The 24,548-nt window shown below is 63.9% G+C and carries 21 protein-coding genes and 1 pseudogene; 5 read left to right on the forward strand and 17 right to left on the reverse strand.

The features are described from left to right. Positions 1-8: 8 nt before the first annotated feature. The 7 genes and pseudogenes from holA to alaS form a co-directional block, all read right to left on the reverse strand. Positions 9-1,046 carry a DNA polymerase III subunit delta gene (holA, locus tag H8S62_RS09455; RefSeq protein ID WP_155147309.1) on the reverse strand — a complete coding sequence of 346 codons (1,038 nt, stop codon included), beginning with the start codon at positions 1,044-1,046 and terminating at the stop codon, positions 9-11. 205 nt (positions 1,047-1,251) lie between these two features. Continuing rightward, a complete protein-coding gene (locus H8S62_RS09460; protein ID WP_186919113.1) occupies positions 1,252-3,555 on the reverse strand; it encodes a DNA internalization-related competence protein ComEC/Rec2 in 2,304 nt (767 codons plus the stop codon). After that, positions 3,548-3,766 carry a helix-turn-helix domain-containing protein gene (locus H8S62_RS09465; protein WP_155147314.1) on the reverse strand — a complete coding sequence of 73 codons (219 nt, stop codon included), beginning with the start codon at positions 3,764-3,766 and terminating at the stop codon, positions 3,548-3,550. Before H8S62_RS09465 ends, H8S62_RS09460 begins: the two co-directional genes overlap by 8 nt. Positions 3,767-3,928: 162 nt before the next feature. Then, a pseudogene (locus H8S62_RS18515) lies at positions 3,929-4,006 on the reverse strand (HIT domain-containing protein); the annotation flags it as partial. 126 nt (positions 4,007-4,132) lie between these two features. Continuing rightward, positions 4,133-4,471 carry a histidine triad nucleotide-binding protein gene (locus H8S62_RS09475; RefSeq protein WP_155147316.1) on the reverse strand — a complete coding sequence of 113 codons (339 nt, stop codon included), beginning with the start codon at positions 4,469-4,471 and terminating at the stop codon, positions 4,133-4,135. A gap of 43 nt (positions 4,472-4,514) precedes the next feature. Continuing rightward, entirely contained in the window at positions 4,515-4,688 is a 174-nt protein-coding gene (locus H8S62_RS09480; protein WP_155147318.1) for a DUF4250 domain-containing protein, read from the reverse strand. 61 nt (positions 4,689-4,749) lie between these two features. Next, positions 4,750-7,416 carry an alanine--tRNA ligase gene (gene alaS, locus H8S62_RS09485; RefSeq protein WP_186919114.1) on the reverse strand — a complete coding sequence of 889 codons (2,667 nt, stop codon included), beginning with the start codon at positions 7,414-7,416 and terminating at the stop codon, positions 4,750-4,752. A gap of 457 nt (positions 7,417-7,873) precedes the next feature. Between alaS and H8S62_RS09490 the strand changes: the two genes are divergently transcribed. Beyond that, a complete protein-coding gene (locus tag H8S62_RS09490; RefSeq protein ID WP_186919115.1) occupies positions 7,874-9,271 on the forward strand; it encodes a glutamate synthase-related protein in 1,398 nt (465 codons plus the stop codon). A 53-nt stretch (positions 9,272-9,324) separates the two neighbouring features. On the opposite strand, the gene H8S62_RS09495 is transcribed toward H8S62_RS09490, so the two are convergent. The 3 genes from H8S62_RS09495 to mltG form a co-directional block, all read right to left on the reverse strand. Continuing rightward, entirely contained in the window at positions 9,325-10,437 is a 1,113-nt protein-coding gene (locus H8S62_RS09495; RefSeq protein WP_243141774.1) for an acyltransferase, read from the reverse strand. Positions 10,438-10,529: 92 nt separating this feature from the next. Further along, complete coding sequence (locus H8S62_RS09500) at positions 10,530-11,798, reverse strand: peptidase U32 family protein (RefSeq protein WP_155147323.1); 1,269 nt, start codon at positions 11,796-11,798, stop codon at positions 10,530-10,532. Continuing rightward, positions 11,791-13,023 carry an endolytic transglycosylase MltG gene (gene mltG, locus H8S62_RS09505; protein WP_155147326.1) on the reverse strand — a complete coding sequence of 411 codons (1,233 nt, stop codon included), beginning with the start codon at positions 13,021-13,023 and terminating at the stop codon, positions 11,791-11,793. Before mltG ends, H8S62_RS09500 begins: the two co-directional genes overlap by 8 nt. Positions 13,024-13,171: 148 nt before the next feature. Here mltG and H8S62_RS09510 point away from each other — a divergent pair, with 148 nt between their 5' ends. After that, entirely contained in the window at positions 13,172-13,363 is a 192-nt protein-coding gene (locus H8S62_RS09510; RefSeq protein ID WP_155147328.1) for a hypothetical protein, read from the forward strand. A gap of 142 nt (positions 13,364-13,505) precedes the next feature. On the opposite strand, the gene H8S62_RS09515 is transcribed toward H8S62_RS09510, so the two are convergent. The 4 genes from H8S62_RS09515 to H8S62_RS09530 all read right to left on the reverse strand — a co-directional run bounded on the left by H8S62_RS09515 (position 13,506) and on the right by H8S62_RS09530 (position 16,248). Beyond that, positions 13,506-14,069: a 5-formyltetrahydrofolate cyclo-ligase gene (locus tag H8S62_RS09515; RefSeq protein WP_155147330.1), complete on the reverse strand. Its 564-nt coding sequence runs from the start codon at positions 14,067-14,069 to the stop codon at positions 13,506-13,508. Next, positions 14,062-14,607, reverse strand: a complete 546-nt coding sequence (locus H8S62_RS09520) for a DJ-1 family glyoxalase III (RefSeq protein WP_155147332.1) — start codon at positions 14,605-14,607, stop codon at positions 14,062-14,064. Before H8S62_RS09520 ends, H8S62_RS09515 begins: the two co-directional genes overlap by 8 nt. 106 nt (positions 14,608-14,713) lie before the next feature. Further along, on the reverse strand, positions 14,714-15,385 hold the full coding sequence (locus tag H8S62_RS09525; RefSeq protein WP_186919116.1) for a deoxynucleoside kinase: 672 nt from the start codon (positions 15,383-15,385) through the stop codon (positions 14,714-14,716). A gap of 134 nt (positions 15,386-15,519) precedes the next feature. Continuing rightward, on the reverse strand, positions 15,520-16,248 hold the full coding sequence (locus tag H8S62_RS09530; protein WP_186919117.1) for a WecB/TagA/CpsF family glycosyltransferase: 729 nt from the start codon (positions 16,246-16,248) through the stop codon (positions 15,520-15,522). A 305-nt stretch (positions 16,249-16,553) separates the two neighbouring features. Between H8S62_RS09530 and H8S62_RS09535 the strand changes: the two genes are divergently transcribed. The 3 genes from H8S62_RS09535 (at position 16,554) to H8S62_RS09545 (ending at position 19,584) form a co-directional block, all read left to right on the forward strand. After that, positions 16,554-17,609: an ABC transporter substrate-binding protein gene (locus H8S62_RS09535; protein ID WP_186919118.1), complete on the forward strand. Its 1,056-nt coding sequence runs from the start codon at positions 16,554-16,556 to the stop codon at positions 17,607-17,609. Between the two features lie 264 nt (positions 17,610-17,873). Further along, positions 17,874-18,797 carry an ABC transporter permease gene (locus H8S62_RS09540; protein ID WP_155147339.1) on the forward strand — a complete coding sequence of 308 codons (924 nt, stop codon included), beginning with the start codon at positions 17,874-17,876 and terminating at the stop codon, positions 18,795-18,797. Beyond that, positions 18,790-19,584, forward strand: a complete 795-nt coding sequence (locus H8S62_RS09545; RefSeq protein ID WP_186919119.1) for an ABC transporter ATP-binding protein — start codon at positions 18,790-18,792, stop codon at positions 19,582-19,584. The genes H8S62_RS09540 and H8S62_RS09545 overlap by 8 nt, the downstream gene beginning before the upstream one ends. A 209-nt stretch (positions 19,585-19,793) precedes the next feature. On the opposite strand, the gene H8S62_RS09550 is transcribed toward H8S62_RS09545, so the two are convergent. From H8S62_RS09550 to H8S62_RS09560, 3 genes are all read right to left on the reverse strand, one after another. Beyond that, complete coding sequence (locus H8S62_RS09550; RefSeq protein ID WP_186919120.1) at positions 19,794-20,807, reverse strand: hypothetical protein; 1,014 nt, start codon at positions 20,805-20,807, stop codon at positions 19,794-19,796. A gap of 196 nt (positions 20,808-21,003) precedes the next feature. Then, the gene (locus tag H8S62_RS09555; protein ID WP_186919121.1) at positions 21,004-22,911 is read right to left on the reverse strand and encodes a S41 family peptidase; all 1,908 of its coding nucleotides are present in this window, start codon (positions 22,909-22,911) and stop codon (positions 21,004-21,006) included. A gap of 483 nt (positions 22,912-23,394) precedes the next feature. Beyond that, positions 23,395-24,456, reverse strand: a complete 1,062-nt coding sequence (locus H8S62_RS09560; RefSeq protein WP_186919122.1) for a copper amine oxidase N-terminal domain-containing protein — start codon at positions 24,454-24,456, stop codon at positions 23,395-23,397. Positions 24,457-24,548: the final 92 nt, after the last annotated feature.

The raw sequence follows: 24,548 nt of genomic DNA on the forward strand, positions 1-24,548 counted from the left end.
TGCCCCGCCTACGCTGCGCCCGGTCCGGCCAGTTCCAGCAGGAGCTGGGTGAGCAGCTCCTCTCCGTCCGCCCCGGTAGACTTCATGGCCAAGTCAATCTCCCCGCAGCGGATGACCGCCCGGCGGCACCAGGCCAGTGAGAAGCGGCGGGCCGATTGCATGAGCTTCTCCGCAGGGTAGGCCGAACGCATCCCCCACAGCTCCATGAGGTAGCCCGTCCCCTTCCGCGCCTCCAAAGCCAGCCGTGCGGCATAGAGCTGCCGGAGCTGGCGGCCCAGAACGGATAGGAGCTTGATGGGCGCCTCCTGCATGTGGAAGAGATCCCCCAGCACTAAGGCGGCTCTGTTGAAGTCCTTGAGCGCGATGGCGTCTGTCATCTGGAAGACCACCGCATCCAGCTGAGGGGTTGCCACCGCGTCGATGTCCTCCCGGGTGACCCGGTGGTGTTTGGCATAGGCGCTGATTTTGCCGATCTCGGAGATGAGGCCGTTCATCAGATCCCCGCAGAGGAAGATGAGATAGCGCGCCTCCTCGGAGTCGATGTCATGGCCGTCGGCCTTAAACCGCCGCTTGACCCAGTCCACCAAATCCCCCTGCTCCTGCCGGTTGAAGGCCACCACACTGCCGTGGGCCTTCAGCGCCCCCGCCAGCTTGGTGCGGGCGTCGGCCTTGTACTCGATGAGATCGTAGACGAAGACCAGGCATACATACTCGGGCAGATCGGCAAAGAGGGCGGCCAGCCCCTCCTTGTCCCCCTTATAGATATCGTAGTCGCTGACCACAATGAGGGTTCGCTCGCTCATCATGGGCAGGCAGTCCACCATCTGCTCCAGCTTCTTGAGCTCGAACTCCTTGCCGCTGAGGGTGTGGAGGTTAAACTCCTCCATGCCCGGCGGCAGAAGCTTCTTCTTGATCCGCCCCAGATAGAAGTCCCGGAGGTAGGCCTCCTCACCGCAGAAGACGTAGAGTCTGCCGATACTCCCCTGGTCGATGTCCTTCTTGAGCTGCTTGTAGGCGGCGTTGTCCGCCTTTGGTTTGGGTGGCATGGGAGGACCTCCAATTCAAGTTGATTCAAAAACCCGTACCCTGTCGGTGTGAAAAAGCGAGGGAGCAGCCTCTGCGCTGAATTGGCCGAAGCTCACACGCCCTTCCCGCCCCCTCCGCGAAGGGCGTGTTCGGGCCGTGACGGCGGAGCTTGCCGCCCCAAGCGTGAAGGGCATTTCCCGCAAACCGTCCCGTGCTTTCCCTTTTTCATGTTTCGCTTTTAATTGTCACCGTCCCCATCCAGTCGGTGCGGTAAATCCGGCAGCCCGCCGCGGCCATGCGCTCCATGGCCGCGATGGACGGGTGTCCGTAGGAATTATAGCCCACGGAGATAATCGCATACTCCGGCTTTGCCGCCAGAAGAAGCTCCTCTGAGGTAGAGGCGGCGGAGCCGTGGTGGCCCGCCACCAGCACCTCAATATCGGGCAGGCAGCCGTATTTCACCAGCCGCTTCTCCACCGCGGCGTTCATGTCCCCGGTGACGAGCACGTCGAAATCCCCGTGGGTGGCGAGGACGGAGAGTCCCTCCTCGTTTGCGCCGCCGTCCCCCAGGGGCGCGTATACCGTCAGGGCCGATTCGCCGAACGTCATCCGGGCGTCGTCCCGAATCAGGAGAATCTCCGTACCGGCCGCCCGAGCCAAGGCCAGAATCTCCTCCCGCAGAGGGTCGCTCTCCTCCACGTCGGGGACGGCCAGGGTCCCCACCTCCAGCCGGGAGAAGAGCCGGGCCACGCCGCAGGCGTGGTCGGCATGGCAGTGGGTGAGCACCAGCAGATCGAGGCGGCTCTTCCCCATGGCCTGGACGGCGTCGGCGGCCACGTCCCCGGGGTCGCTCGGTCCCGTGCCGCCGCAGTCCACCAGCACCGTGGCTCCGGCGGAGGTGAACAGCACGCTCTGTCCCTGGCCCACGTCCAGCACGGAGACGGCAAGTCCCCCGCCCGAGAGGCTCAGTGCGTTGAGGAGGAGGGCCGCCGCCAGCGTCACGGCGCAGGAGCAGACGGGCAGAACGGCACGTTTTTTCTCCCCCCTCCATATGAGCCAAAGCATCAGGACGGCATATGCAAACCCCAGCCAAAGCATCAGGTACGGATTCCCCGAAGCCGACGCCGACGCGAAGGGCAGCCGCGCCAGCTTTGTGACTACCCACACGATGTACCGCCCCAGCGGCGCGGCAATCCCGGCCAGCAGCAGCCCCAGGGGCGGGAGAAACGTCCCCAGCACCGCCGCCGGAAGGGCCAGAAGAAACAGCATGGTCACGGCCCAGAGGGTGAGTAGATTGGCAATGGGCGCAATCAGGGAAATTCCGCCGAAGTAATAGACGGTGAGCGGCGTGGTAAACGCCACCGCGCCCATGGTCATTACGATGCAGCCCGTCAAAAAACGAACCGCCCGGTTGAAGACCCTCCGGGGCAAGGTCCTGCCCGGCTTCAGCCTCAGCCTCTTCTCAAACCAGGCGGTCATCCGTCTGCCCAGGGTCAGGATGCCCGCCACCGACAGGAAAGATAGCTGGAGGCCCATGTCCATGGCGGCGTTGGGGTTCTGGAGGAGCAGGAGGAGCAGCGCGAAGGAGAGCGCGGTGGGCGTATCCCCCTCCCTGCCCAGCGCCGGGCCCAGCAGGAGCAGTATCTGCATCACCCCCGCCCGGACCACCGACGGCGGGAAGCCGGTCAGCGCCATAAAGGCCAGCACAACGGGGATGCATACCCGGGCCCGGCGGCGGCGGTTCTTACCCGTCAGGGCGGTAAACAGCAGCACCAGCATCCCCACATGCATCCCGGAAACCGCCACCACATGGGCCATCCCGCAACGTTTGAGTGCGGAGTAGAAGCCCCCGGACAGAGCGTCCTTGTCCCCGGTGGTCAGGGCGGCGACCAGGCCTGCGGTCTCTCCTGAAAAAAGGGTTCCCACCGTCTCTTGCAATGTCCTTGCCCATAATCGGGGCCAAAAGCGGGGCGGGACGGCGCCTATCGGGGTCATTTCCATATTTTTATCGCAGTACCCCAGCAAAAAGACGCCCTTAGCGCGGTAATAGCCGGTCTTTTCCCCTGCGATGGTATCCGCGAGGCGAAATTCGGCGGTAAAGGACAGCCTGTCTCCCGGTTTCAGCTGCAAAAGCGCCTCATCGGAGTCAAAATACAGGATTGTCCTCACATCGGGCGCGCCGGGCGGGTGGAGCAGCACCTTGGCCGATACGCCGTACCGGGTGGCCTCCGGCCAGTCCGCCACCGTGGCGGTCAGACTGGCTGTTTGTCCCGCAAGGGCCCGGGCCGGAGCAAAAAATACCGCGTCGTATCCCCAGCTCCACGCAAAGCCAACCGCCAGCCCCAGGGCCAGCAGCGCGGAGCGCAGCCGCCCGTCCCGCCGCTCCTTCCCCCACAGCGCAAGGCAGAACACCATGCCTGCCAGGGCACAGAGCAGCGCCGCCGGGAGCCGGGCGGACTGCGGCAGGAGACAGGCCGACGCCAATACGGCGGCAGCGAAGGGGACGGCGAAGGCGCAGAGCTTACGCATGGGGCGGCGCAGGGTCGTCGGTGCAGCCCAGAATATAGTCTGTGGAGGTTTCGTACAGCTCCGCCAGCTTGATGACGGCCCAGGCCGGAATCTCGCGGATTCCCTTCTCATAGCGCCAGTAGACGTTTCGGTTCAGGTTCAGATACGCTGCGATTTCAATCTGGCTCTTATCATGGTCGATCCGCAGATCTTCAATTCTCTGAAAATGCATGAAACCACCTCAGAAAAATGCTACCAAATGGCAACATTCCCTGGGCGTACTTTCACCCATTCGGCTTCATTATATACAAATGCAAAGGGCGGCCAGCGGCCGCCCTGCGGTGTGTGGTAAGCGTGGGAGGGCCAAAACGCTTGGCGCAGCCCACAGGCGCCTTCAGCCGGGCGGCCAGGTCATGTCGCGGCCCGCGAGTACATGAAAATGCAGATGAGGCACGGACTGCCCCGCCTGCTCATCCCCCACGGCAGGCCGTGGGGGACCCCGCCTTTTTATCTGCCTGGGCGGAGTGAATCCGCCCGGCATCAAGGTTCTGGCCCTGCGTGGGAGGGCCAAAACGCTTGGCGCGGCCCACAGGCGCCTTCAGCCGGGCGGCCAGGTCATGTCGCGGCCCGCGAGTACATGAAAATGCAGATGAGGCACGGACTGCCCCGCCTGCGGGCCGCAGTTGGAAACCACCCTGAAGTCGGTAACGCCCAAATCCCTCGCCACCTTGGCGATGACCTCAAAGGCATGGGCCACAACGGCGGAGTTCTCAGAGGAAATCTCACCGCAGGAGCCAATATGCGTCTTCGGGATCACCAAAAAATGGGTGGGCGCCTGGGGATCAATGTCACAGAACGCGAGGACCTGATCATCCTCGTACACCTTCTTGGACGGGATCTCACCCGCCGCGATCTTGCAGAATAAACAGTCGGACATGGTTGGCCTCCTTTCGTTTTTCACAGCCGCAGCGGTCGGCGCATCATTCAAAGCGGTTATGCGCCGGGTCGTAGGCGCAGCCGATCGCCGCCAGCTTCGCCTCAATCTCCGCGCCGTCCAGCTCGTTGTCGGCGCAGAAGTCCGGGAAGCTGGAGTAAAAGTCCCTCAGCTTAGTATTGACATAGCTGAGGAGGATAAAGGGATCTTGTGGTAGCATTGGTTTTCTCCCGTAATCGGTTTAGCGGGGATGAGGCGGCTGTCCCAGGAGTGGGTTTAAGTCAAATCCCCAGCTTGTCGGCAACGAAGTTGTCCACGGCCGCAAGGGCGTCGTCCAGCTTGAGCACATCGGAGCCGCCGCCCATGGCGGAGTCGCTCTTGCCGCCGCCCTTGCCGCCGCAGATGGGGGCGATGGCCTTGATGATGTCGCCCGCCTTAACGCCCTTTGCCACCGCGTCCTTGCCGCAGACGGCCAGGAAGGTAATCTTGCCGTCCTTCACGGTGGAGAGCACACCCACCACGGAGGAGTCCTTATCCCGGAGGAAGTCGCCCATCTTGCGCAGGCGGTCGGCGTCGGCGTCCGGCACGGTAGAGGTGAGGACCTTCAGCCCGCCCACGTCCTTGGCGCCCATGAGGAAGCGGCCCGCCTCGCCCACGGCCTCCCTGGCCTTGAAGGTCTCCACGGCGTGGCGCATATCCCGCAGCTCGCCAAGGGTCTGCTCGGCTTTCTCCCGCAGCTCGCCGGGATTGGTCTTGAAGACAGCCGCAGCCTGGAAGAGCATCTCCTGGTTCTGGCTCATCACATTGAGTGAGACCTCGCCGGTGGTAGCCTCGATGCGGCGCACGCCGGAGGCCACGCTGCCCTCGCTGACGATGTGGAAAAGCCCCACCTTGGCGGTGTTATCCAGGTGGGTGCCGCCGCACAGCTCCACGGAGTAGTCCCCCATGTTGACCACGCGGACGGTGTCGCCGTACTTCTCGCCGAAGAGGGCCATTGCCCCGGTCTTCTTGGCTGCCTCTATGCTCATCACGTCGGTGCGGACGCTGTAGCCCTCCAGCACGGACTCGTTCACCAGGCGGTTCACCTCGGAGAGCTCCTGGGCGGTGAGGGCTGAAAAATGAGTGAAGTCGAAGCGCAGGCGGTCGGGCTCCACCAGGCTGCCTGCCTGGTTGACGTGGTCGCCCAGGACGGTCTTGAGAGCCTTGTGCAGCAGGTGGGTGGCGGAGTGGGCGCGCGCGATGGCGCGGCGGCGGGTCATATCGTAAGAAGTGGTAACGGTGTCGCCCACCTTGATCTCCCCGGCGAGGACCACGCCGTAGTGCATATACTTGCCGCCCTTGTTCTTCTGTACGTCAGTAACCTCAAAGCGCATATTGCCGCAGCGCAGGGTGCCGTGGTCGGCCACCTGGCCGCCCATCTCCGCGTAGAGGGTGGTGCGGTCCAGGACCACGATGGCCTCGGCCCCGGCTCCGGCGCTCTCCCTGAGCTCCTCGTCCGCCACCACAGCCAGCACCCGGGCCTCGGCCTCACGGCGGGCATAGCCCACAAACTCGGTGGCGGGCATATCCTTGCCGAACTCGATGCCGGCCCAGCCCAGGTCGCCCAGCGCGGCGCGGGCCTCCCGGGCGCGGACCTTCTGCTCCTCCATGAGGGTCTTGAAGGCGGACTCGTCCACAGTCATGCCCTGCTCCTCCACGATTTCGCGGGTGAGGTCGATGGGGAAGCCGTAGGTGTCGTACAGCTTGAAGGCGTCGGCGCCGGAAAAAACCTGCTCCTTCTTGGCCTTGTGCTCATCCATCAGGCCGCTGAGGATACTCATGCCGCCGTCGATGGTCTTGGCGAAGTTCTCCTCCTCCACCTTGATGACGCGGGTGATATACTCCTGCTTCTCCCGCAGTTCGGGGTAGTGGCCCTCGTTCTCGCGGATGACGGTGTCGCAGACCTCATAGAGGAAGGGCTCGTTGACGCCCAGGAGCTTGCCGTGGCGGGCGGCCCGGCGGAGAAGGCGGCGAAGCACATAGCCCCGGCCCTCGTTGGAGGGGAGCACGCCGTCGGAGATCATAAAGGTGGCGGAGCGGATATGGTCGGTGATGACCCGCAGGGACACGTCCGTCCCGGCGCTCTCACCGTAGTGGGCCTTGGTGATTTCGCTGACCTTGTTGGTGATGTTCATCACGGTGTCCACATCAAAGAGAGAGGCCACGCCCTGGCACACGCAGGCCAGACGCTCCAGGCCCATGCCGGTGTCGATGTTCTTCTGGGCGAGGTCCGCGTAGTGCCCCTCGCCGTCGGAGTTGAACTGGGAGAAGACGACGTTCCATACCTCGATATAGCGGTCGCACTCGCAGCCCACGGTGCAGCCCGGCTTGCCGCAGCCCCACTGCTCGCCGCGGTCGTAGTAGATCTCGGAGCAGGGGCCGCAGGGACCGGAGCCGTGCTCCCAGAAGTTGTCCTCCTTGCCGAACTTGAAGATACGCTCGGCGGGGATGCCGATCTCCTTGTTCCAAATCTCAAAGGCGTCGTCGTCGGCCGGGGTGGTCTCATTTCCGGCGAAGACGGAGGGGTAGAGCCGCTCCGGGTCCAGGCCCACCCAGTCGGGGCTGGTGAGGAACTCCCACGCCCAGTGGATGGCGTCCCGCTTGAAGTAGTCGCCGAAAGAGAAATTGCCCAGCATCTCGAAATAGGTGCCGTGGCGGGCGGTGTGGCCGATGTTCTCAATGTCGCCGGTGCGGATGCACTTCTGGCAGGTACAGACGCGGTGGCTGGGGGGTTCCTGCTCGCCGGTGAACCAGGGCTTCATGGGGGCCATGCCGGAGTTGATGAGCAGCAGGCTGGCGTCGTTCTGGGGGATGAGGGGGAAGCTGCCAAGTCGCAGATGGCCCTTGCTCTCAAAGAACTTGAGGAACAGTTCCCTCAGCTCGTTGAGACCGTAGTTTTTGGGTTCCATGGGTATTACCTCCATTAAATAAATCGTATCGGAATTTTGGTCCTGACCCGCCCCGGCAGGGATGGGAGATCCGGCGGCCCCCGCGCAGGTGGGCGTGGGCCGGTTTGGGGCAAAACAAAACGCTCCGCCCCTGCGTACAGGGGCGAAGCGCCATACTTCGCGGTACCACCCTGATTATACCAAAACGTGCTTTGGTATATCTCATTACGCCCGTAACGCGGGCGAGACGTTCTACTCGTCATAGACAGCTCGGGAGTGGCGCGTCTGTCCGTATCGCCGAGGGCTCTCACCATCCCCTCTCGCTCATCGCGGCGTGACAAACTTGGCTCCTTCATGGCCTTTAGCTTAGTCATTGTACCACAATTCCTCCGTTTGTCAAATCTTTTTCCGCCATCCCGGGACCTTTTCCAAAATCCTGTGCTATAATGCAATTATCAACAAAATACGGAGGTGTCCTATGGCCAAATACAAGTGTCAGATCTGCGGATTTGTCTACGACGACGTCAAGGAGGGCGTCCCCTTCAGCGCGCTCCCGGAGGACTGGACCTGCCCGCTGTGCCATGCGCCCAAGGCTCTGTACGAGAAGGTGGAGGAGGCCGGAGAAAGCGCTCCCGCCCCGGCGGCCAGGGATGTGAACCCTCTCGCCTGGCCGGAGGAGCTGGTGAAGCACGACGGCGGCGTGATTGACGAGATACACGCCCTGGCCGAGACCGGGCGGAGCGTTACCGAACCCATGGAGACCCTGATGCATGTGCCCGGGTTTGACGAGATTCTGATTTTGGGCGCACAGCTTGCCCGGCAGCCCCTGGACGACGGCGCGCCCGTGAACGTCCGGACCGTCATCGGGAAGCGGGCCAGGAGGCCCATGGTGCTGGAAACGCCCGTCTACATCTCCCATATGAGCTTCGGCGCCCTCTCCAAAGAGACCAAGGTGGCCCTCAGCCGGGGCAGCGCCCTGGCGAAGACCGCCATGTGCAGCGGCGAGGGCGGCATCCTGCCCGAAGAGCGGGCGGAGGCCTTCAGGTATATCTTTGAGTACGTCCCCAACCTCTATAGCGTCACCGACGAGAACCTTCAAAACGCCGACGCCATTGAGATTAAAATCGGCCAGGGCACCAAGCCCGGCATGGGCGGCCATCTGCCCGGCGGCAAGGTCACGGCGGAAATTGCCGCCATCCGGGGCAAGCCCCAGGGACAGGATGTGATCAGCCCCTCCCACTTCTCCCGCCTCAAGACCCCCGCCGATTTGAAGGAACTGGTGGACGAGCTGCGTGAGCGCAGCGGCGGGCGTCCCATCGGCGTGAAGCTGGCGGCGGGGCACATTGAAAAAGACCTGGAATTTCTGATGAGCGCGGCCCCGGATTTTGTCACCTTCGACGGCCGGGGCGGGGCCACCGGCTCCTCACCCAAATTCCTCAAGGACGCCTCCAGCGTGCCCACGATATACGCCCTTGCCCGGGCGCGCCGGTTCCTGGACGAGCACGGCATGGACTGTCAGCTGGTCATCACCGGCGGACTGCGCACCAGCCGGGACTTCGTCAAGGCCCTGGCCATGGGGGCCGACGCCGTGGCGGTGGCCTCCGCCGCCCTCATCGCCCTTGCCTGCCAGCGCTACCGGGTCTGCCACAATGACCGCTGCCCCATGGGCGTCGCCACCCAGGACCCGGAGCTGCGCGGGCGGCTGGTGGTGGGGACCGGGGCCAGGCGGGTCGCCAACTTCCTGAACGCCTCCACCGAGGAGCTGCGGTCCTTTGCCCGGTGCACCGGACACGGGGACATCCACGAGCTGTCCACGGAGGATTTGTGTACGGTGAGCGGGGAGATCGCGAAGTACGCCGGAATTGCGCACGCTTAATAGAATAAAAGGATGGGCGCCCCGCCGTTCGGCGGGGCGCCCATCCTTTTATTCTACCGACGGCGGAAGAGGGAAAACAGGTTGCTCTCTGCACAGGCCGTGGAAAACGTTTGGCCGGTGACGAGGTAGCACAGCGGCTTGACGCTGGATACCAGTACAACCCCCAGCACACAGGCGGCCAGGGCAGCGAGCCAGATGCAAACCTGGGATGGAATGCCCGTGGAGGGCCCGCCTGTCAGACGGACCCAGGCCCACTCCACCACCTTGATGGCAAGGGGGTGCGCCAGATAGACCCCGAAGGAGCAGCTTGAGAGGAGCACCAGCCGCCGCCCGCTCCCCCGTCCTCCCCCGCAGCAGCTCTTGACCAGCAGGAAGATGGAGGCGGCCAGCACCATGGCGAAGAGCCCCTGGTAGCTTGAAAACCACTCGCCGTACCAGCCCTTGGCACTGGTCATGCCCCAGGTTCCCAGGGCAATCACCGCCCAGTCGGCCAGGAAAACGGCCCACAGCAGTCCACGGGAGGGGAGCTTCCTGATTCCGTCCAGCCAGGGGCCCAGGAGGAAGTAGCCCAGATATCCCTCCAACAGACTCACACCCAGGGTCATATTCTCCGTCACCAGGCCGTTCCAGGGCTCGGGGATAAAAAAGCGCAGAGTGTGCAGGCCCAGCGTGACCAGCACCCACAGGCCCATAAGATAGTTCCAGTGCCTGCGCTCCAGATTGTCCACCATGCGCTTTAAAAGCGGGGACAGAAGGTACATGGGCACCAGCGCGTAGAGGAACCAGTAGGGGGTGAGCACGGTGGTATACGGCAGGGCCAGCAGCCTGGACAGCGCCGCTGCGCCCCCCTCCCTCACCCAGATAAACGCGATAATGAGCAGGGACCAGGCGAGGCCGGGCACCAGCACTCTGGGCACCCGGCGGCGGAGGACATAGGCCGGGTCGGCGGTTTTCTCCGAGCTCATGAGAAGCGACCCGGAGAGCATGAAAAAGAGGGGCACCGCCGCCGTGCCCAGGGATGCGAACACATTGGAGAAGTGCCACAGGGCGGTATCCGGACTCTGGCGCAGGGCGCCCGCGGCGGTGTGCAGATACACCACCGCCGCCATGGAGCACACCCGCAGCAGGTCGAAGTCCCGGCGGCGGGTGGGAAGGGTTTTGGTCAAGGGCGGTTCACGCTCCTTTAGAAATGAGAGGCGAAGGGGAGCGCAGCGGCTCCGTTGGAATGGAAATTGCGGATTGCCGCGGGAGGCGGGGCTTATTGGGCCGCGCCCTGTGCCTGTACTCTTCTCCGCAGGAGGGACAGGGGCGGCACGGGGACGGGGAGCCTCATGTGCAGCTTCATCTCCGGCTTGCGGGCCTCAAGGAGGGGCAGCCCGCCGCCGTCGGTCATATCGGGCACAGTGAAGGCCGTGGGCCGCACGCCGGGGCCGACCAGCTCCAGCTCGTCCCCCACGGCGAATTTGTTGCGCAGGGAGAGCACGGCGGCTCCGTCTGCGCCGCAGGACTCCACCAGGGCGCAGACCTGCCAGTCCCGGATGTAGCGGGAATCCTCGGTGTACTGCCCCGGCTGGCCGAAGTAGAAGCCGGTGGAGTAGTGCCGGTGGCTCACATGCTCCACCTCGTCGCGCCAGACGCCGTCCAGGGGAACTCCCGCCAGGGCGGCGTCGGCCGCCCTTCGGTAGGCCTGTGTGATGACGGCGGCATAGTAGGCGCTCTTGGCCCGGCCCTCAATTTTAAAGCTGTCCACCCCGGCGTCGATGAGCTCGGGAATGTGGTCAATCATGCACATGTCGCGGGAGTTCATAATGTAGGTATTTTCCCCGTCCTCGCAGACGGGGAAATACTCGCCGGGGCGCTTCTCCTCCACCAGGGCGTACCGGTAGCGGCAGGGCTGGGCGCAGGCCCCCCGGTTGGAGTCCCGGCCGGTCATATAGTTGGAGAGGAGGCAGCGGCCCGAGTAGCTGACGCACATGGCCCCGTGGACGAAGCACTCGATCTCCAGGTCCATGGGCGTCCTGGCGCGGATCTCCCGGATCTCGTCCAGAGAGAGCTCCCGGGCCAGAATGACCCGCTTGGCGCCCAGGTCGTACCAGGCGGAGGCGCACTGGAAGTTTACGATGCTGGCCTGGGTGGAGATGTGGACGTCCAGATGGGGGGCGTACCTCTTCGCCAGGGCCAGGGTGCCCACCTCGGCCACGATGACGGCGTTGACCCGGAGGCTGTCCAGGTACTCCAGCCACTCGGGCAGACGCGACACCTCGCCGTTGCGGGGCATGGTGTTGCAGGTCACATTGACCAGCACGCCCCGGGCGGCACAGAGCTTCACGGCCTCCTCCAGCTCCGCCGGGGAGAAATTGCCCGCGAAGGTGCGCATTCCAAACTGGTTTCCGGCCAGATAGACTGCGTCGGCCCCGTAGGCCACCGCCATGCGCAGCCGCTCCATGTCGCCCGCCGGAGCCAGCACCTCCGGCCGGGCATGCCGGCCGGAGGCGGGCTCATTGGTCACGCGGTTTCCCTCAGCCATTGTTGTAGATCTCCTGCGTGCCGATGAAGGCACGCTGCTCGGCGTAGGTCTTGAAGAAGTGGTGCGCGCCGTCGTCGCCCAGGGCGTAGAAGTAGTAGCCCGCGTCGGCGGGATTCATGGCGGCGCGGAGGGAGGCTTGTCCGGGGTTGGCGATGGGACCGGCGGGCAGTCCGGCGTATAGATAGGTGTTGTAGGGGCTGTCGATGGTCTTGTCCGCGTCGGAGAGCTTCTCCTTCCGCTCGGGCAGGATATACTGGATGGTGGCGTCGATGTCCAGCCTGCCGTTGGTCTCGGAGTTCTGCTTGTAGAGGCGGTTGTAAATCACCGCGGAGATGCTGGTCTGGTCGTCGCCGGTGGTCTCCTTCTCAATGAGGGAGGCGATGGTGACGATGTCGTGGACGGTCTGGCCGTTGGCCGCCGCCTTCTCCCGCATGTCCTCGGTGAAGACCTCGTCGAAGCGCAGGAGCATCTTGTTCAGCACCGTCACGGCGCTGGAGTTCTTATAGAAATTGTAGGTGTCCGGGAAGAGGTAGCCCTCCAGCCGGTTGGAATCGCCCAGGGGGAGCACCCCCTTGAGGAAGGAGAACTTAAAGTCGTAATTGGCGGCGGTCTCACGGAGTTCGTCCACGCTGCACACGCCGTTCTCCGCCAGGAGGGCGAAGACCTGCTCCGCCGTAGAGCCCTCGGGGATGAGCACGGTGACCTCGGTCTTGGACGCCGATTTAAGGCTCATATTCTTGATGATGGCCCGGTAGTCCATATCGGTGTCCAGGTTATAGGTGCCGGGGGCGATCTCCTCGTCCCCGTGGGTAAAGGCGGCGAAGAGGCGGAAGAGCCACTTCTGCTCAATGAGGCCGTTCTCAGAAAGCACGTCGGCCACATACCCCATGTCGGCACTGGAGACCTTGGAGGGATTGCCCTCCCCGTCCGTCACCTCGGTATAGGTGAAGATGTCCTCCGGCAGGGTGATGACGGCGGCGTGCTCCTCCTTGTTGAGGGCCAGCACGTCCCCCGCCCAGACCCAGCCCAGGCCGGCCAGGAGGGCGGACACGCCTATAACCAGCACCACGTACAGCAGCGCGCCCAGCGCCCCCATGCGGCGGCGGCGACGGCGCCTCTTCCGGGGCGGCTGGCCGCCCTGAGACCCGGCCACGCGGGAACCGCCGCCCTGACGGGCGCCGGAGCCCCCCTGGTGAGCGGGCTTTCTCTCTTCGTACTCTGACATTGCGACAACTCCAATCTGATTTCCGAAAACAATTTGAAATGTCTTTGTCCCCCGGGAACCACCCTCCTGGGGCAGACATAGTATGGGTCGTGAAGGAAAGAGAGCGAAACGCTCCCGATTCCTCAATCTTATGTGAGGTGAATGTTTTATGTGTTGTGGTAACAATGGCTGGGGCGGCAGCGGCTGCCTGTGGATCATCCTGATCATCATCATCCTGTGCTGCTGCTGCGGCGGCGGTTGGGGCGGCAACTCCTGCGGCTGTGGCTGCGGCTGCAACAACGGCTGCGGGTGCAACAACGGCTGTGGCTGCGGGTGCAACGACGGCTGCGGCTGCTGCTGAGCCAAACACCCCGGCTCCCCTACTTAATCTCCTGCCTTGAGCGCGCGGCGGGCCCGGAAGGGCCCGCTCTGCGCGGGCAGCGGTCGGACAGGCTAAACCGTGTAAAATCATTGAGCGCCGCAGGGCTTCCGCGCATTTCGCTTTACACTCTGCGCAGGATCCGCCTCTCCGTCACCACCAGCTCCACCGGCCGGTCGTGAGCCTCCCGCGGGACCGCGTCCATCAGGAGCGCGTCCCGGCAGAGGGCCGCGGTGTGCCCGGTGAAATTTTCCAGGTAACGGTCATAGTATCCCCCGCCCTGGCCCAGTCGATAACCATTTTTATCAAAAGCCAGGCCGGGTACCAAAATCAGCTCGATTTTGTCCTTGGACAGCAGTGGGCAGTCCTCCCCCGGCTCCAGCATCCCGTAGCGGTGGCGCACCAGAACAGCGGCGGCCGTCACGGTCCGGGCCTCCATGGCCCGCTCCGGCATACAGCGCGGCAGGGCCACCGTTTTGCCCAGGTCAAGGAGAGGGGCGATCAGCCGGGCGGTGTCCGGCTCGGCCCCCATGCCGTGGAAGAGCAGGACCGTCTCCGCCCGCGCCAACTCGGGCAGGGTGAGGAAGCGCTCAAACAGGGCGTCGTCGCTCGCCCGCAGAGCCGCAGGGTCGGCGCCCTTCATCCAGGCGCGGACGCGCGCCCGGACCTCCGCCTTGGTCTCAGCCATGGTAGTGGACGGACTTGCGCACCCGCCCGGCCGCGTCGGGCCCCTTGAGGGCCTCCACCAGCTTCAGGCCGAAGGCGAAGGCGGAGCCGGCGGCCTCGCCGGTGATGATGCGCCCGTCGGCCACCACCCGCTCGCCCTTTTTCACCACGGCGGAGCCCATCCCGTCCTCCAGTCCGGGATAGCAGACCGCCTTGCGGCGGTCCAGCAGTCCCATGTGGGCCAGAATGGTGGGGGCCGCGCAGATGGCGCAGAGCCAGCAGCCCTTATCGTAGGCCTGCTGCACCAGAGCCATGGCAAAGAGGTTCATCTGAATGGCCTCCACGCCCCCCATTCCCCCGGGAAGCACCAGCATCTGCATCTGCTCCGCGTCCACCTGGTCCAGGGTCACGTCGGCCTTCACGGTGATGCCGTGGCCGCCGGTGACCTCGCCGCCGTCCAGCCCCACCAGCGCCACCTCGGCGCCCGCGCGGCGCAGCAGGTCCGCAGGCACCAGCGCCTCGGACTCCTCAAAGCCCTCGCCCAAAAGGATATATACCATAAGAGCACCCCCAAAATGAAATGGAAAAGAGCTGGAAAAAAGAATCGGCCAATCGCCCGTTCCGGTGCGGCCCCTCTTCATCCGCGCTTTTTTCCGCTTTTTTCTTTCAGCCGATTGTCCCCCGGACAATCGACCAGACCTCTTCATGGATTTCCTCAATGCCGCGCACCCGTCCCGCGCAGTCCACGCAGGAGACGGTCCGCCAGCCGTAGAGCGCGGCCGCCGCATGGGCCGTGCGCCGGCACTTGGCAAGATACGCGGTGTCCACCTCGTGGATGTCCCCCTTGGTGTGGGTGGCGTTCTCCCGGGAACGGAGCATCTCCACAGCCCTGTCCGTGGGCATATCCAGGTAGACCACCAGGTCCGGCTCCGGCAGGCCCAGCTTGCCGCACTCGAAATCGAAGAGCCAGCGGAGGAACCCCTCCCACTCCTCCTCGGGGAGCTTGCAGGTCTGGTGGACTGCGTTGGAGGTGGTGTACCGGTCCGACAGGACCAGCCCCCCGCTCCGGTAGTACTCCCCCCACACCTTTTTCCAGGCGGCATAGCGGTCCACCGCGTAGAAGGTGGAGGCCGCGTAGGCGTTCACGTCGTCCGGCCGGGCGCCGAACTCCCCGTTCAGGTACATCTTCAAAAGGGCCGACGAAGGCTCCTGATACTGGGGAAAAATCAGCCGCTCAAAGGGCTTCCCCGCGTCCTCCAGCCGGGCGCACAGCCGGGCGAACTGGGTGGACTTGCCCGATCCGTCGGTGCCCTCAAAGACGATTAGCTTTCCGTTCACTGAATTCACTCCAAACAGCAAAAGGTGAGTTGCGCAAAGGGGAGGAGCGGCTGTGGAAAGACTGCCGCCTCACCTGCACCCGGCATTGCGGGACCCATACCCGCGCCGCTTTTTCACCCTTCCTCTTTCATTTCCTATTTCCGCCTGCCGCTGACGCGGCAAACAGCCGCGTCCACCAGCACCATGGGCAGCTTCGCCATCCGGCCGATGCGCCTTGGCTCCTTCAGCAGCCGGTAGAGCCACTCCATGCCTGTCTTCTGCCAGGCCTCCGGAGCCCGCTCCACCACGCCGGAAAATACGTCCAGACTTCCGCCCAGGCCCACCATCAGGTGGGCGCCGGTGTCCTTACCGTTGCGGGCCATCCAGAACTCCTGTCTGGGCGCGCCCAGGCAGACGAAGACCACGTCGGCATGGGCCTCCCGGATTTCGGCTACAATGGGACCGTCCTCCTTAAAATACCCGTCGTGGGTGCCGCAGACCATCAGGCCGGGGTACTGCTTTTGCAGGTTGGCGGCGGCGGTCTCCGCAACGCCGGGCTTGGCCCCCAGCAGAAAGAGCCGCCTGCCCGTCTTCGCCATATGCGCCAGGAGCCGGGCGGCGAAGTCGATACCGGGCACCCTGCCCTTCAGCGGGCGGCCCAGAATGCCTGCCGCCTTCACCACGCCCACGCCGTCGGCCAGCACCAGACCCGCGCCGTTCAGCACCGCGCGGAATTCCTCGTCCTTCTTCGCCTGGAGCAGGAACTCCGGGTTGGGGGTCACCACATAGGAAAAGCCCTCCGAACCGGCCAGCACGCCGCCGATATCCGCCGCTTCCTCCAATGTCACGTCGTCAAAGCCGACGCCCAATACATCTATCCTCAATGGGAATGCCTCCGTTTGCATTGCTTTTATTTGCCTATATTCCGTTTGATAATACCATAGTCGCCGCAAAAAGTCTATGACTAAGCCGTGAACATCATTTGATCTCGTCGGCGGGCGGTACGCCGATATCACTGTCGTTTCAAGGCGGGCAGCGGAGGGTCCGAGGCAGCTTGACAAAAATTAAGGGTTGACAATCGCGCCTGCTGTTATTATAATGTGAACAATCAAGCTGAGAGGCACTTTTTTTGTACCCGGTGTCTTTAGCACCTAAAAGCGCTAAAGAGCCAAATATGGAGGTTAATGAAATGAAAAAACTGTCTAAGCTGACATCCATTCTCATGGCCGGGGCCATGCTCCTGTCCCTGGCCGCCTGCGGCGGCAATCCGACCGGCGGTGAGAGCGGCACTTCCCCCTCCCCCGAGCCGTCCCAGTCCGCTGCGGAGCCGTCGAACAGCGCCGCCCCCGCAAACACGCCTGACGCCGCCGCCAGCTACACCGTGGGCATCTGCCAGCTGGTCCAGCACGAGGCGCTGGACGCCGCCACCAAGGGCTTCATCGACGCCATCAACGAGGCCCTGCCCGGCCAGGTGACCTTTGATGAGCAGAACGCCTCCAACGACATTCCCATGTGCTCCACCATCATCAACCAGTTTGTGGCCTCAAACGTAAACCTCATCCTGGCCAACGCCACCCCCGCCCTCCAGGCCGCCACCGCCGCCACCGTGGACATTCCCATCCTGGGCACCTCGGTCACTGAGTACGGCGTGGCCATGGGCATCAAGGACTTTACCGGCACCGTGGGCGGCAACGTCTCCGGCACCTCCGACCTCGCCCCCCTGGCCGACCAGGCCGCCATGGTCCAGGAGTGGTTCCCCGACGCCAGGAACGTTGGGCTCATCTACTGCTCCGCCGAGCCCAACAGCCAGTATCAGGTGGACGTGGTGAAGACCGAGTTGGAGGCGCTGGGCTACACCGCCACCCTCTACTCCTTCTCCGACTCCAACGATCTGGCCGCCGTGACGGAGTCCGCCGTGGCCGCCTCCGACGTGATCTACGTCCCCACCGACAACACCGTGGCCGCCAATACCGGCATCATCGACAACATCTGCCGCCCCGCCAAGATCCCCGTCATCTGCGGCGAGGAGGGCATCGCCCGGGGCTGCGGCGTGGCCACCCTGTCCATCAGCTACTACGACCTGGGCCAGACCACCGGCAAGATGGCCGTCAAGATTCTCACCGGCGAGAGCGACGTGTCCACCATGCCCGTTGAGTATGCCCCCAACTTCACGCCCAAGTACAACGCGGATATCTGCGCCGACCTGGGCCTGACGCCTCCCGAGGGATACGAGGCCATCGGCTGAGGGAAGCGCGGTACGCCCGGGAGCAGGGAGATAAGACAAGACGCAGATGAAAAAACAGGGCGGGCCGTCTCCCGTGAGGCCCGGCGGCATTTTTCCCGGAGTCTGGGCTTATCTCCCGTTGCAGAAGGTGCAGAGCGTGAGAACATCTACATAAAAATGTAAAACAGCGAGAAAGGGGCTTCCCTTTCTCGCTGTTTTTTGCTAGACTAATGACGTATATAGCCTTTTATACATATCGAACGCTAAGAGGAAGAAGGAGACGCTATGAATCCCGCAGCACTGCTCAACGCCATGCCCGGCGCGGTCTCACAGGGACTGATCTGGGGCATCATGGCCATCGGCGTATTCATTACTTACAAAATTCTGGACGTGGCCGACCTGACGGTGGACGGCACCATGTGCACCGGCGGCGCCGTGTTCATCATGGCCACGGTGGCCGGCATGCCCATCTGGGCGGCTCTGCTGCTGTCTTTCCTGGCCGGCATGGCCGCCGGCCTTATGACGGGCCTCTTTCACACCTTCTGCGGCATTCCCGCCATCCTGGCCGGTATCCTGACCCAGCTGGCCCTGTACTCGGTCAACCTGCGCATCATGGGCAAGTCCAACCAGCCCATCAACGCCAACAATTACGACCTGCTCATCTCCTCGCGGAACGTGAAGGTTCTGAGCCTTGAAAACCCCATTTTCGTGGTGGGGATCGCGGTGGTGCTCACCATCGCGGTGCTGTACTGGTTCTTCGGCACGGAGCTGGGCTCCTCTCTTCGCGCCACCGGCTCCAACCCCAATATGAGCCGGGCCCAAGGCATCAACACCAACTTCACCAAGGTGCTGGGGCTGATGCTCTCCAACGGGCTGGTGGCCCTCTCCTCCGCGCTGCTGGCCCAGTATCAGGGTTTCGCAGACGTGAGCATGGGCCGGGGCGCCATCGTCATCGGTCTGGCCGCCGTCATCATCGGCGAGGTCATCTTCGGCAAGATTTTCCGCAACTTCGCGCTGAAGCTTCTCAGCGTGGCCATCGGCTCCATCATCTACTATGTGGTGTACCAGGTGGTCATCGGCCTGGGTATGAGCGGAGACGATATGAAGCTCATCACCGCCCTCATTGTGGCCGTCTTCCTGGCCATCCCCTACTGGAAGGGCAAGTATTTCTCCAAGCCCGTGAAGAGAGGAGACGCCACCCATGCTTGAGATTCAGAACATCTATAAGACCTTCAACGCCGGGACCGTCAATGAGAAGCGGGCCCTGAACGGCGTCTCCATCACCCTGAACGACGGGGACTTCGTCACCGTCATCGGCGGCAACGGCGCGGGCAAGTCCACGCTCCTGAACGCCGTGGCCGGCGTGTGGCCCGTGGACGAGGGGCGCATCTCCATCGACGGCGTGGACGTGACCCGCCTGCCCGAGCACAAGCGGGCCAAGTACGTGGGACGGGTCTTCCAGGACCCCATGACCGGCACCGCGGCCACCATGCAGATTGAGGAAAATCTCGCCCTCGCCATGCGCCGGGGCCAGGGACGCACCCTGCGCATGGGTATCACCAAGGCGGAGCGGGAGCAGTACAAGGAGCTCTTAAAAATACTGGATTTGGGGCTGGAGGCCCGGCTCACCTCCAAGGTGGGGCTGCTCTCCGGCGGACAGCGGCAGGCCCTTACCCTGCTGATGGCCACCCTCCGGAAGCCCAAGCTTCTCCTCCTGGACGAGCATACCGCCGCCCTGGACCCCAAGACGGCGGCCAAGGTGCTGGACACCACCGAAAAAATCGTCCAGCGGGACAGCCTCACCACCCTGATGATTACCCACAATATGCGCGACGCCATCGCACACGGAAACCGGCTCATCATGATGTACGACGGGCGTATCGCCATCGACGTGGCCGGCGAGGAGAAGCAGAGGCTCACCGTGGAGGGCCTGCTGGAGATGTTCAGCAAGGTCAGCGGGAGCGATGAGGCGGACGACAAGCTGCTGCTGTCGTAGACCACACCGCAGCGGGGGCAAGCATCCGCCCTGCACCGACTTTACCCAAAGCCTCGCGCCCCATGGGCCATGTCTATTCATGGCATCCCCGCTTATCTCCCCCGGCGCGTCAAGGATGCCGCGCCCTACAAGACCGCCGCCCCTCTCAAACAGCGGAATTAAAAACCCCCGCCCTGATACTCCGCTAGAGTATCAGGGCGGGGGTTTTCTCACAGCTTGTAGCGCAGCACGGGCGCGCCGCCCGCCACGAAGGGCTCCTCCAGAAAGATAATCACGCTATCGCCGTCGTAGGCGTACTGGTAGTCGGCAAAGGTCAGGCCGCTATAGCAGTCCTCCACCTCTTCCCGCTCCCACGCAATGGCGCACACCTGATCGGTCACCCAGTCATTGAAGTCCGCGATGTCCACCTTGACGAAATAGTCCAGGTCCAGCCGTTGACCGGAGCGCAGGTCGAAGGTGTCCCCGGCGTAGTGGATCGGGCTGGTGCCGGCCATGAACCAGTTGCAGGTCTTATTGACGCTGAGCAGCAACTCGTCCAGATAGGTCACTTCCGTCGTGACGGTCTCCCGCAGATTCTGGTCAACGAATCTGTCGGTCCCGGCGAGCTCTAGCAGCCCCTCGGCCGAACCCCAAAAGAATCCCTCTGCATCGTCCATGAAGGTCTGACATTCCGTCTCAAAATATTCGTTTACCGCCTCAGTTCCCTCGGAATCCGGATCGTAAATCACAGGCTGATCGTACCAGCGGCGGGCGACGATCCGGCGGTTCTCGTCCGTGATCGCCTCTTCCACCCGCTGGATGTGGATGCCCGGTCCTCTTTGACAATCCCCATAGGTCAGCCGCTCCACATAGGGGACGCCGCCAGCCGCCCCGACCACGCCCCGGACCCCGGTGCGGAAATAGGTGCAGCCCGACTCAAAATCACTGAACCCGGCGCGGACCCCCTCCACCGTGCCGGTGACGGTCTCGCCGTCGCAGATAAGGTCCAGCTTTTGAACGCGAATGGCGCCCCCGTAGCCGTCGAGCAGCCCCCCGTCGGTCCCCCGGCAGTCTGGGCCCATATAGTCCCGGATGAGGGCGATCTGGACGGCGGGGACGGGCCGGGGTTCCTCCACGCTCACGCTGGGCGTGGGAGTCGGCGTGGGCGCAGGGGACGGCTCCGCCGTGCACCCCGCCAGCAGCAGCGCACAGCACAGAATCAGCGGCAGAAGTTTTTTACGCATGGCGTCCCTACTCTCTCGTGTCAGGTCAAAATGGGACGGGGAATATTGATTGCCGCGCCATACTTCGCAATGGCCCACAATGACAGAGGCTGCGGACAGCCTCAAAGGCGAGCGCTCTTTGCCGTCATTGCGAACCGGCGCGCACGCCGGCCTGGAAATCTGTTCCTCCGTCCTCTCAATTCCCTGCTTACCTGTCTTACGCGGGCAGAATGCGGGCGGCAATCAGCAGGTTATAGACCATCACGGCGGCCTCCCGGCGGGTGGTGACTCCATCGGGCTGGATGCTGTCCAGAGTGTCCCAGAGCAGGCTCATGCTCTGGCCGAAGAGATTGGCCTGACTGCCGTCCAGCAGCCACATGGACTCCCGGGACCAGGCGGGCCATGCCCAGTAGTCCCCCAGGCCGGCGGTGTGCTCAGACCCGGCCGCGTCATGGAAATTCATGCAGAGCTCCGGGGCCACCCGGCCCAGTATAGTGAGGAACTGACTGTGGTCCATGGGGTCGTCGGGGTGGAAGAGCCCGTCGCTGTAGCCGCTGACAATCCCCTGCTCATAGAGGGCGTTTACCGCGGGGGCGTACCACTCGCCGCTCTTCACGTCGGCAAAGGCGCTCCCGGTCCGGCTGGTGGTGTACCGCATGGCGTTGGCCAGCAGGACGCAGAACTGGGCGCGGGTGAGCTCCCCGTCGGGCCGGAAGGTCCCGTCCCCGGAGCCGCTGACGATATCATAGGCCGCCAGGGTGTTAATCGCGTCGGCAAAGGGCTCGTCCGCCAGGTCGGTAAAGGCCCGGGAGGCGTAGCCGGTCAGGCCGTATTCCTCAACCAGTTCGGCGGCGGTGGTCTCCCGCCAGCCCTCGGCGCCGCCGGTGCCAAGCCAGAGGTTGGCGGAGGGCGGCAGGGCCTCCAGCAGGGCGGTAAATGCCGGCTTTCCCGCGTCGGACGCGGCGGTCTCCAGGTCCACATACCAGCGCCACTTCATGTCCACCCGCAGCATCCCGCCGGTGTCCCCCTTGGGGTTGGAGCCCGCAAGGAGATAAGCCACGTCGGCGGCGTAGGCGTCGTCCACCAGCAGATGGGGGATGATGCCGATTTTATCGTTGGTCGCTCCCAGAGGGGAAAAGAAGCGGTATGCGGTCACCTTGAGGGCGTCCCCCTCCCCGAAGCAGTCCTCGTAGCTCTCCCCGTCCAGCAGAACCTGGGCCACCCCCTTGCCGTAGGTCCGGCTGCCCACCACGATTCCCGCCTGCTGGTCTCGGATGATGGAGGCAAAGATCTCGGAGGAGCTGGCCGTATCGCCGTTCACCAGGACCACCACGGGGTCCAGGGAGGACTGGCCCGCCTCCCGGCGGTAGACGCCGTAGAGCCCCTCGTTGTCCCGGCGGTAGAGCAGATTTCCAGACCCCGCAAAGGCCCCGGCGGACTGGACGGCGGCGTTTATCTCCCCGCCGCCGTTGCCCCGCAGGTCCACAATCCAGCGGTCCACGGCGCCGTCGTTGGCGCTGATGCCGTCCTCAAAGTGGCCCAGGGTCTCCTGGCCGAAGGTGGTGCAGCGGATGTAGCCGATGTGTCCGTCCAGCAGGGTGGTCTCTGTGGCGGGGATTACCACGACGCGCCGCACCAGCATATAGTCCCGGGAGCGGCCATCCCGCAGGACCGTGACCGTGACGCTGGTCCCCTCCTCGCCGGTCACCCAGGCCTTGATCTGCTCCAGCGCCGCTCCGGCGGCGGCGTTGCCGTCCACGGCGGTGATTATATCGCCCGGCAGCAGTCCCGCCTCCTCCGCGGCAGTGTCCGCAATGACCTGGGTGATCAGCGCCCCCTCCGCCTCCATCTGCATGCTCACGCCGATACCCGTCAGGTTGGCGTCCCGCATGCTGTCCAGAAAGAGTTGATAGGTGTCCGCATCGAAGTACTGGGTGTAGGGGTCACCCAGCTCGGCCAGCATGGACTCCACCGTGGTCTGCTCCAGCACCCGCTGGGGCACCTCATCCACATAGTACAGGTTTAAAAGCTCTCCCGCCTGCTGAGGCGTGAGGGCGAAGGCTGGGGTGCACAGCAGCGCCAGCACCAGGGCTGCGGCACTCAGGCGGGAAAAGAATTTTTTCATGGCGGAGACCTCCGGGTCTTTCAAAAAATAGAGCGGGCCGGTGTGGCCGCTCCGCTCGTATGTTTCATTCTACAGCAACGGCGCCCGGGGAACAAGCCCCCAGTCCTGTTTTGTCACTATTTGTCACTGGCCTCCGAAGCGCTCCGGAGAGGTCATCGCCGTTATTTTGCCGCAGGCCCCGCCAGAGGTCCCGGCGGAGAATCTCTCTGTCAAGTCAAGACGGCGGCATGTCGCCCCCTCCCGCAGAGAAGGCCTCACAGTCCGTTGACAACGGAATAAAGCTAAAATTCGTCATTTCCGGGGACATACGCCTCAGAAATGACATTTCTCATAACGGATGGAGCGACTTTTTCTCAAAAAATTGAGCCCCATCCGTCATATAGCCTGCCGTCAAAGCAGCTCAGAAGGGCTCCTTTGACAGCCTGACGGCGGCGCCTCGTGCAGAGGCGCCGCCGCTTTCATGTGACCGATTCTACGCGCCGATCAGAGCACCGGCCAGCGTCCCGTCAGCTTTATGCGGTGGAAGGAGATGAGGTCGTCGGCTGCAAGGTAGGCCACGCCGCCCTTCGCCGCGCTCGCGGCCCTCAGGCCCACCACCATATCCCCCTCCAAGGTGGCGGCGTCCCCGCCCACCTGAAAGGAATAGAGGGGCTGGCCGTCCCGGGTCACGCTGACCGTGTCGGGCCGGGCGGGGTCCCAGGCCACCTCGCAGCCCAGGGCCTCGGCAAGGGCGCGGACGGGTACCATCAGGACGCCGTCCGCCTCGTAGGCCGCGGCGCCCAGCTGCTCGCCGTTAACAGTGATATTCCCGCCGTCACTCATATCGGTATAGCCCGTGTAGGCGGAGGGGAACACCAGGACCTTGGAGGGCACGGCCTGGCTGGGGTAGCTCTCCATGACCATGCTGTACCAGGAGAGAAGCCTGGTACCGGGCCGTATATCGCTCAGGAACGTATTCCCGCATGTAAAGCCGGGGCCCTGCAGCAGCTCAGTCTCCTCGCTCATGTGGAGGATGATATCCCCGGTCATGAGGACGCTCACCTTGCCGTCCTCGCCGGGGAGGACCTGCTGAACCTCGGCATAGATGGGCACGCCGAAGTCGGCGGGGATATTGCACAGGACGACAGCCGCGTTGGCGATGGGGGGCAGGCTCCGGGTCATGGCGGGCCCCGCATAGGCGTAGAGGGTATCGCCGGTCTTCAGGTCGTCGGCGGTCTTTACCGCACCGGTCACGGCGTCCAGAATCACGGTGTCCTCATTGACGTTCAGGATGATGCGCTGGCAGGCGGAGGACTCGTTGTCGTTCTCCAGGAGGACGCGGCCCTCCTCCACGGTGGCTGTGCCGTAGACCATGACGGGCATACTCACGCTCCACTGGGCGATGTCGTAGCCCGGCGGCACAGGCTGCTCCGCCTCCCCGGCGGGGGCCAGGGGCAGGGAGGTGACGCTCTCCCCGCCTTGAGATCCAGACACGCCCGCCGCAAAAGCCCCGGCGCAGAGCAGGGCGGCGGAGAGGGTTGTGCACAGAATTGACTTCAGTTTCATGCCGATTCTCCTTTTACCGTTTGTTGGGGGGTTCATTCTATTGGACGCACTTTTCCATCCATTGTTCCCCGGCGGACGAAAAAAACAGGCGG

Origin of the sequence: Lawsonibacter faecis (assembly GCF_014287675.1) — a bacterium.
Classification (GTDB): domain Bacteria; phylum Bacillota; class Clostridia; order Oscillospirales; family Oscillospiraceae; genus Pseudoflavonifractor; species Pseudoflavonifractor faecis.

Coding starts and splice junctions, on each gene's coding strand:
- H8S62_RS09500 (WP_155147323.1), bottom strand. CDS start 11,798: ATGGCTGAGGGAAACCGCGTGACCAATGAGCCCGCCTCCGGCCGGCAT.
- H8S62_RS09480 (WP_155147318.1), bottom strand. CDS start 4,688: ATGCTACCACAAGATCCCTTTATCCTCCTCAGCTATGTCAATACTAAG.
- alaS (WP_186919114.1), bottom strand. CDS start 7,416: ATGGAACCCAAAAACTACGGTCTCAACGAGCTGAGGGAACTGTTCCTC.
- mltG (WP_155147326.1), bottom strand. CDS start 13,023: ATGTCAGAGTACGAAGAGAGAAAGCCCGCTCACCAGGGGGGCTCCGGC.
- H8S62_RS09460 (WP_186919113.1), bottom strand. CDS start 3,555: ATGCGTAAGCTCTGCGCCTTCGCCGTCCCCTTCGCTGCCGCCGTATTG.
- H8S62_RS09540 (WP_155147339.1), top strand. CDS start 17,874: ATGAATCCCGCAGCACTGCTCAACGCCATGCCCGGCGCGGTCTCACAG.
- H8S62_RS09555 (WP_186919121.1), bottom strand. CDS start 22,911: ATGAAAAAATTCTTTTCCCGCCTGAGTGCCGCAGCCCTGGTGCTGGCG.
- H8S62_RS09550 (WP_186919120.1), bottom strand. CDS start 20,807: ATGCGTAAAAAACTTCTGCCGCTGATTCTGTGCTGTGCGCTGCTGCTG.
- H8S62_RS09510 (WP_155147328.1), top strand. CDS start 13,172: ATGTGTTGTGGTAACAATGGCTGGGGCGGCAGCGGCTGCCTGTGGATC.
- H8S62_RS09475 (WP_155147316.1), bottom strand. CDS start 4,471: ATGTCCGACTGTTTATTCTGCAAGATCGCGGCGGGTGAGATCCCGTCC.
- H8S62_RS09560 (WP_186919122.1), bottom strand. CDS start 24,456: ATGAAACTGAAGTCAATTCTGTGCACAACCCTCTCCGCCGCCCTGCTC.
- H8S62_RS09515 (WP_155147330.1), bottom strand. CDS start 14,069: ATGGCTGAGACCAAGGCGGAGGTCCGGGCGCGCGTCCGCGCCTGGATG.
- H8S62_RS09465 (WP_155147314.1), bottom strand. CDS start 3,766: ATGCATTTTCAGAGAATTGAAGATCTGCGGATCGACCATGATAAGAGC.
- holA (WP_155147309.1), bottom strand. CDS start 1,046: ATGCCACCCAAACCAAAGGCGGACAACGCCGCCTACAAGCAGCTCAAG.
- H8S62_RS09490 (WP_186919115.1), top strand. CDS start 7,874: ATGGCCAAATACAAGTGTCAGATCTGCGGATTTGTCTACGACGACGTC.
- H8S62_RS09535 (WP_186919118.1), top strand. CDS start 16,554: ATGAAAAAACTGTCTAAGCTGACATCCATTCTCATGGCCGGGGCCATG.
- H8S62_RS09545 (WP_186919119.1), top strand. CDS start 18,790: ATGCTTGAGATTCAGAACATCTATAAGACCTTCAACGCCGGGACCGTC.
- H8S62_RS09520 (WP_155147332.1), bottom strand. CDS start 14,607: ATGGTATATATCCTTTTGGGCGAGGGCTTTGAGGAGTCCGAGGCGCTG.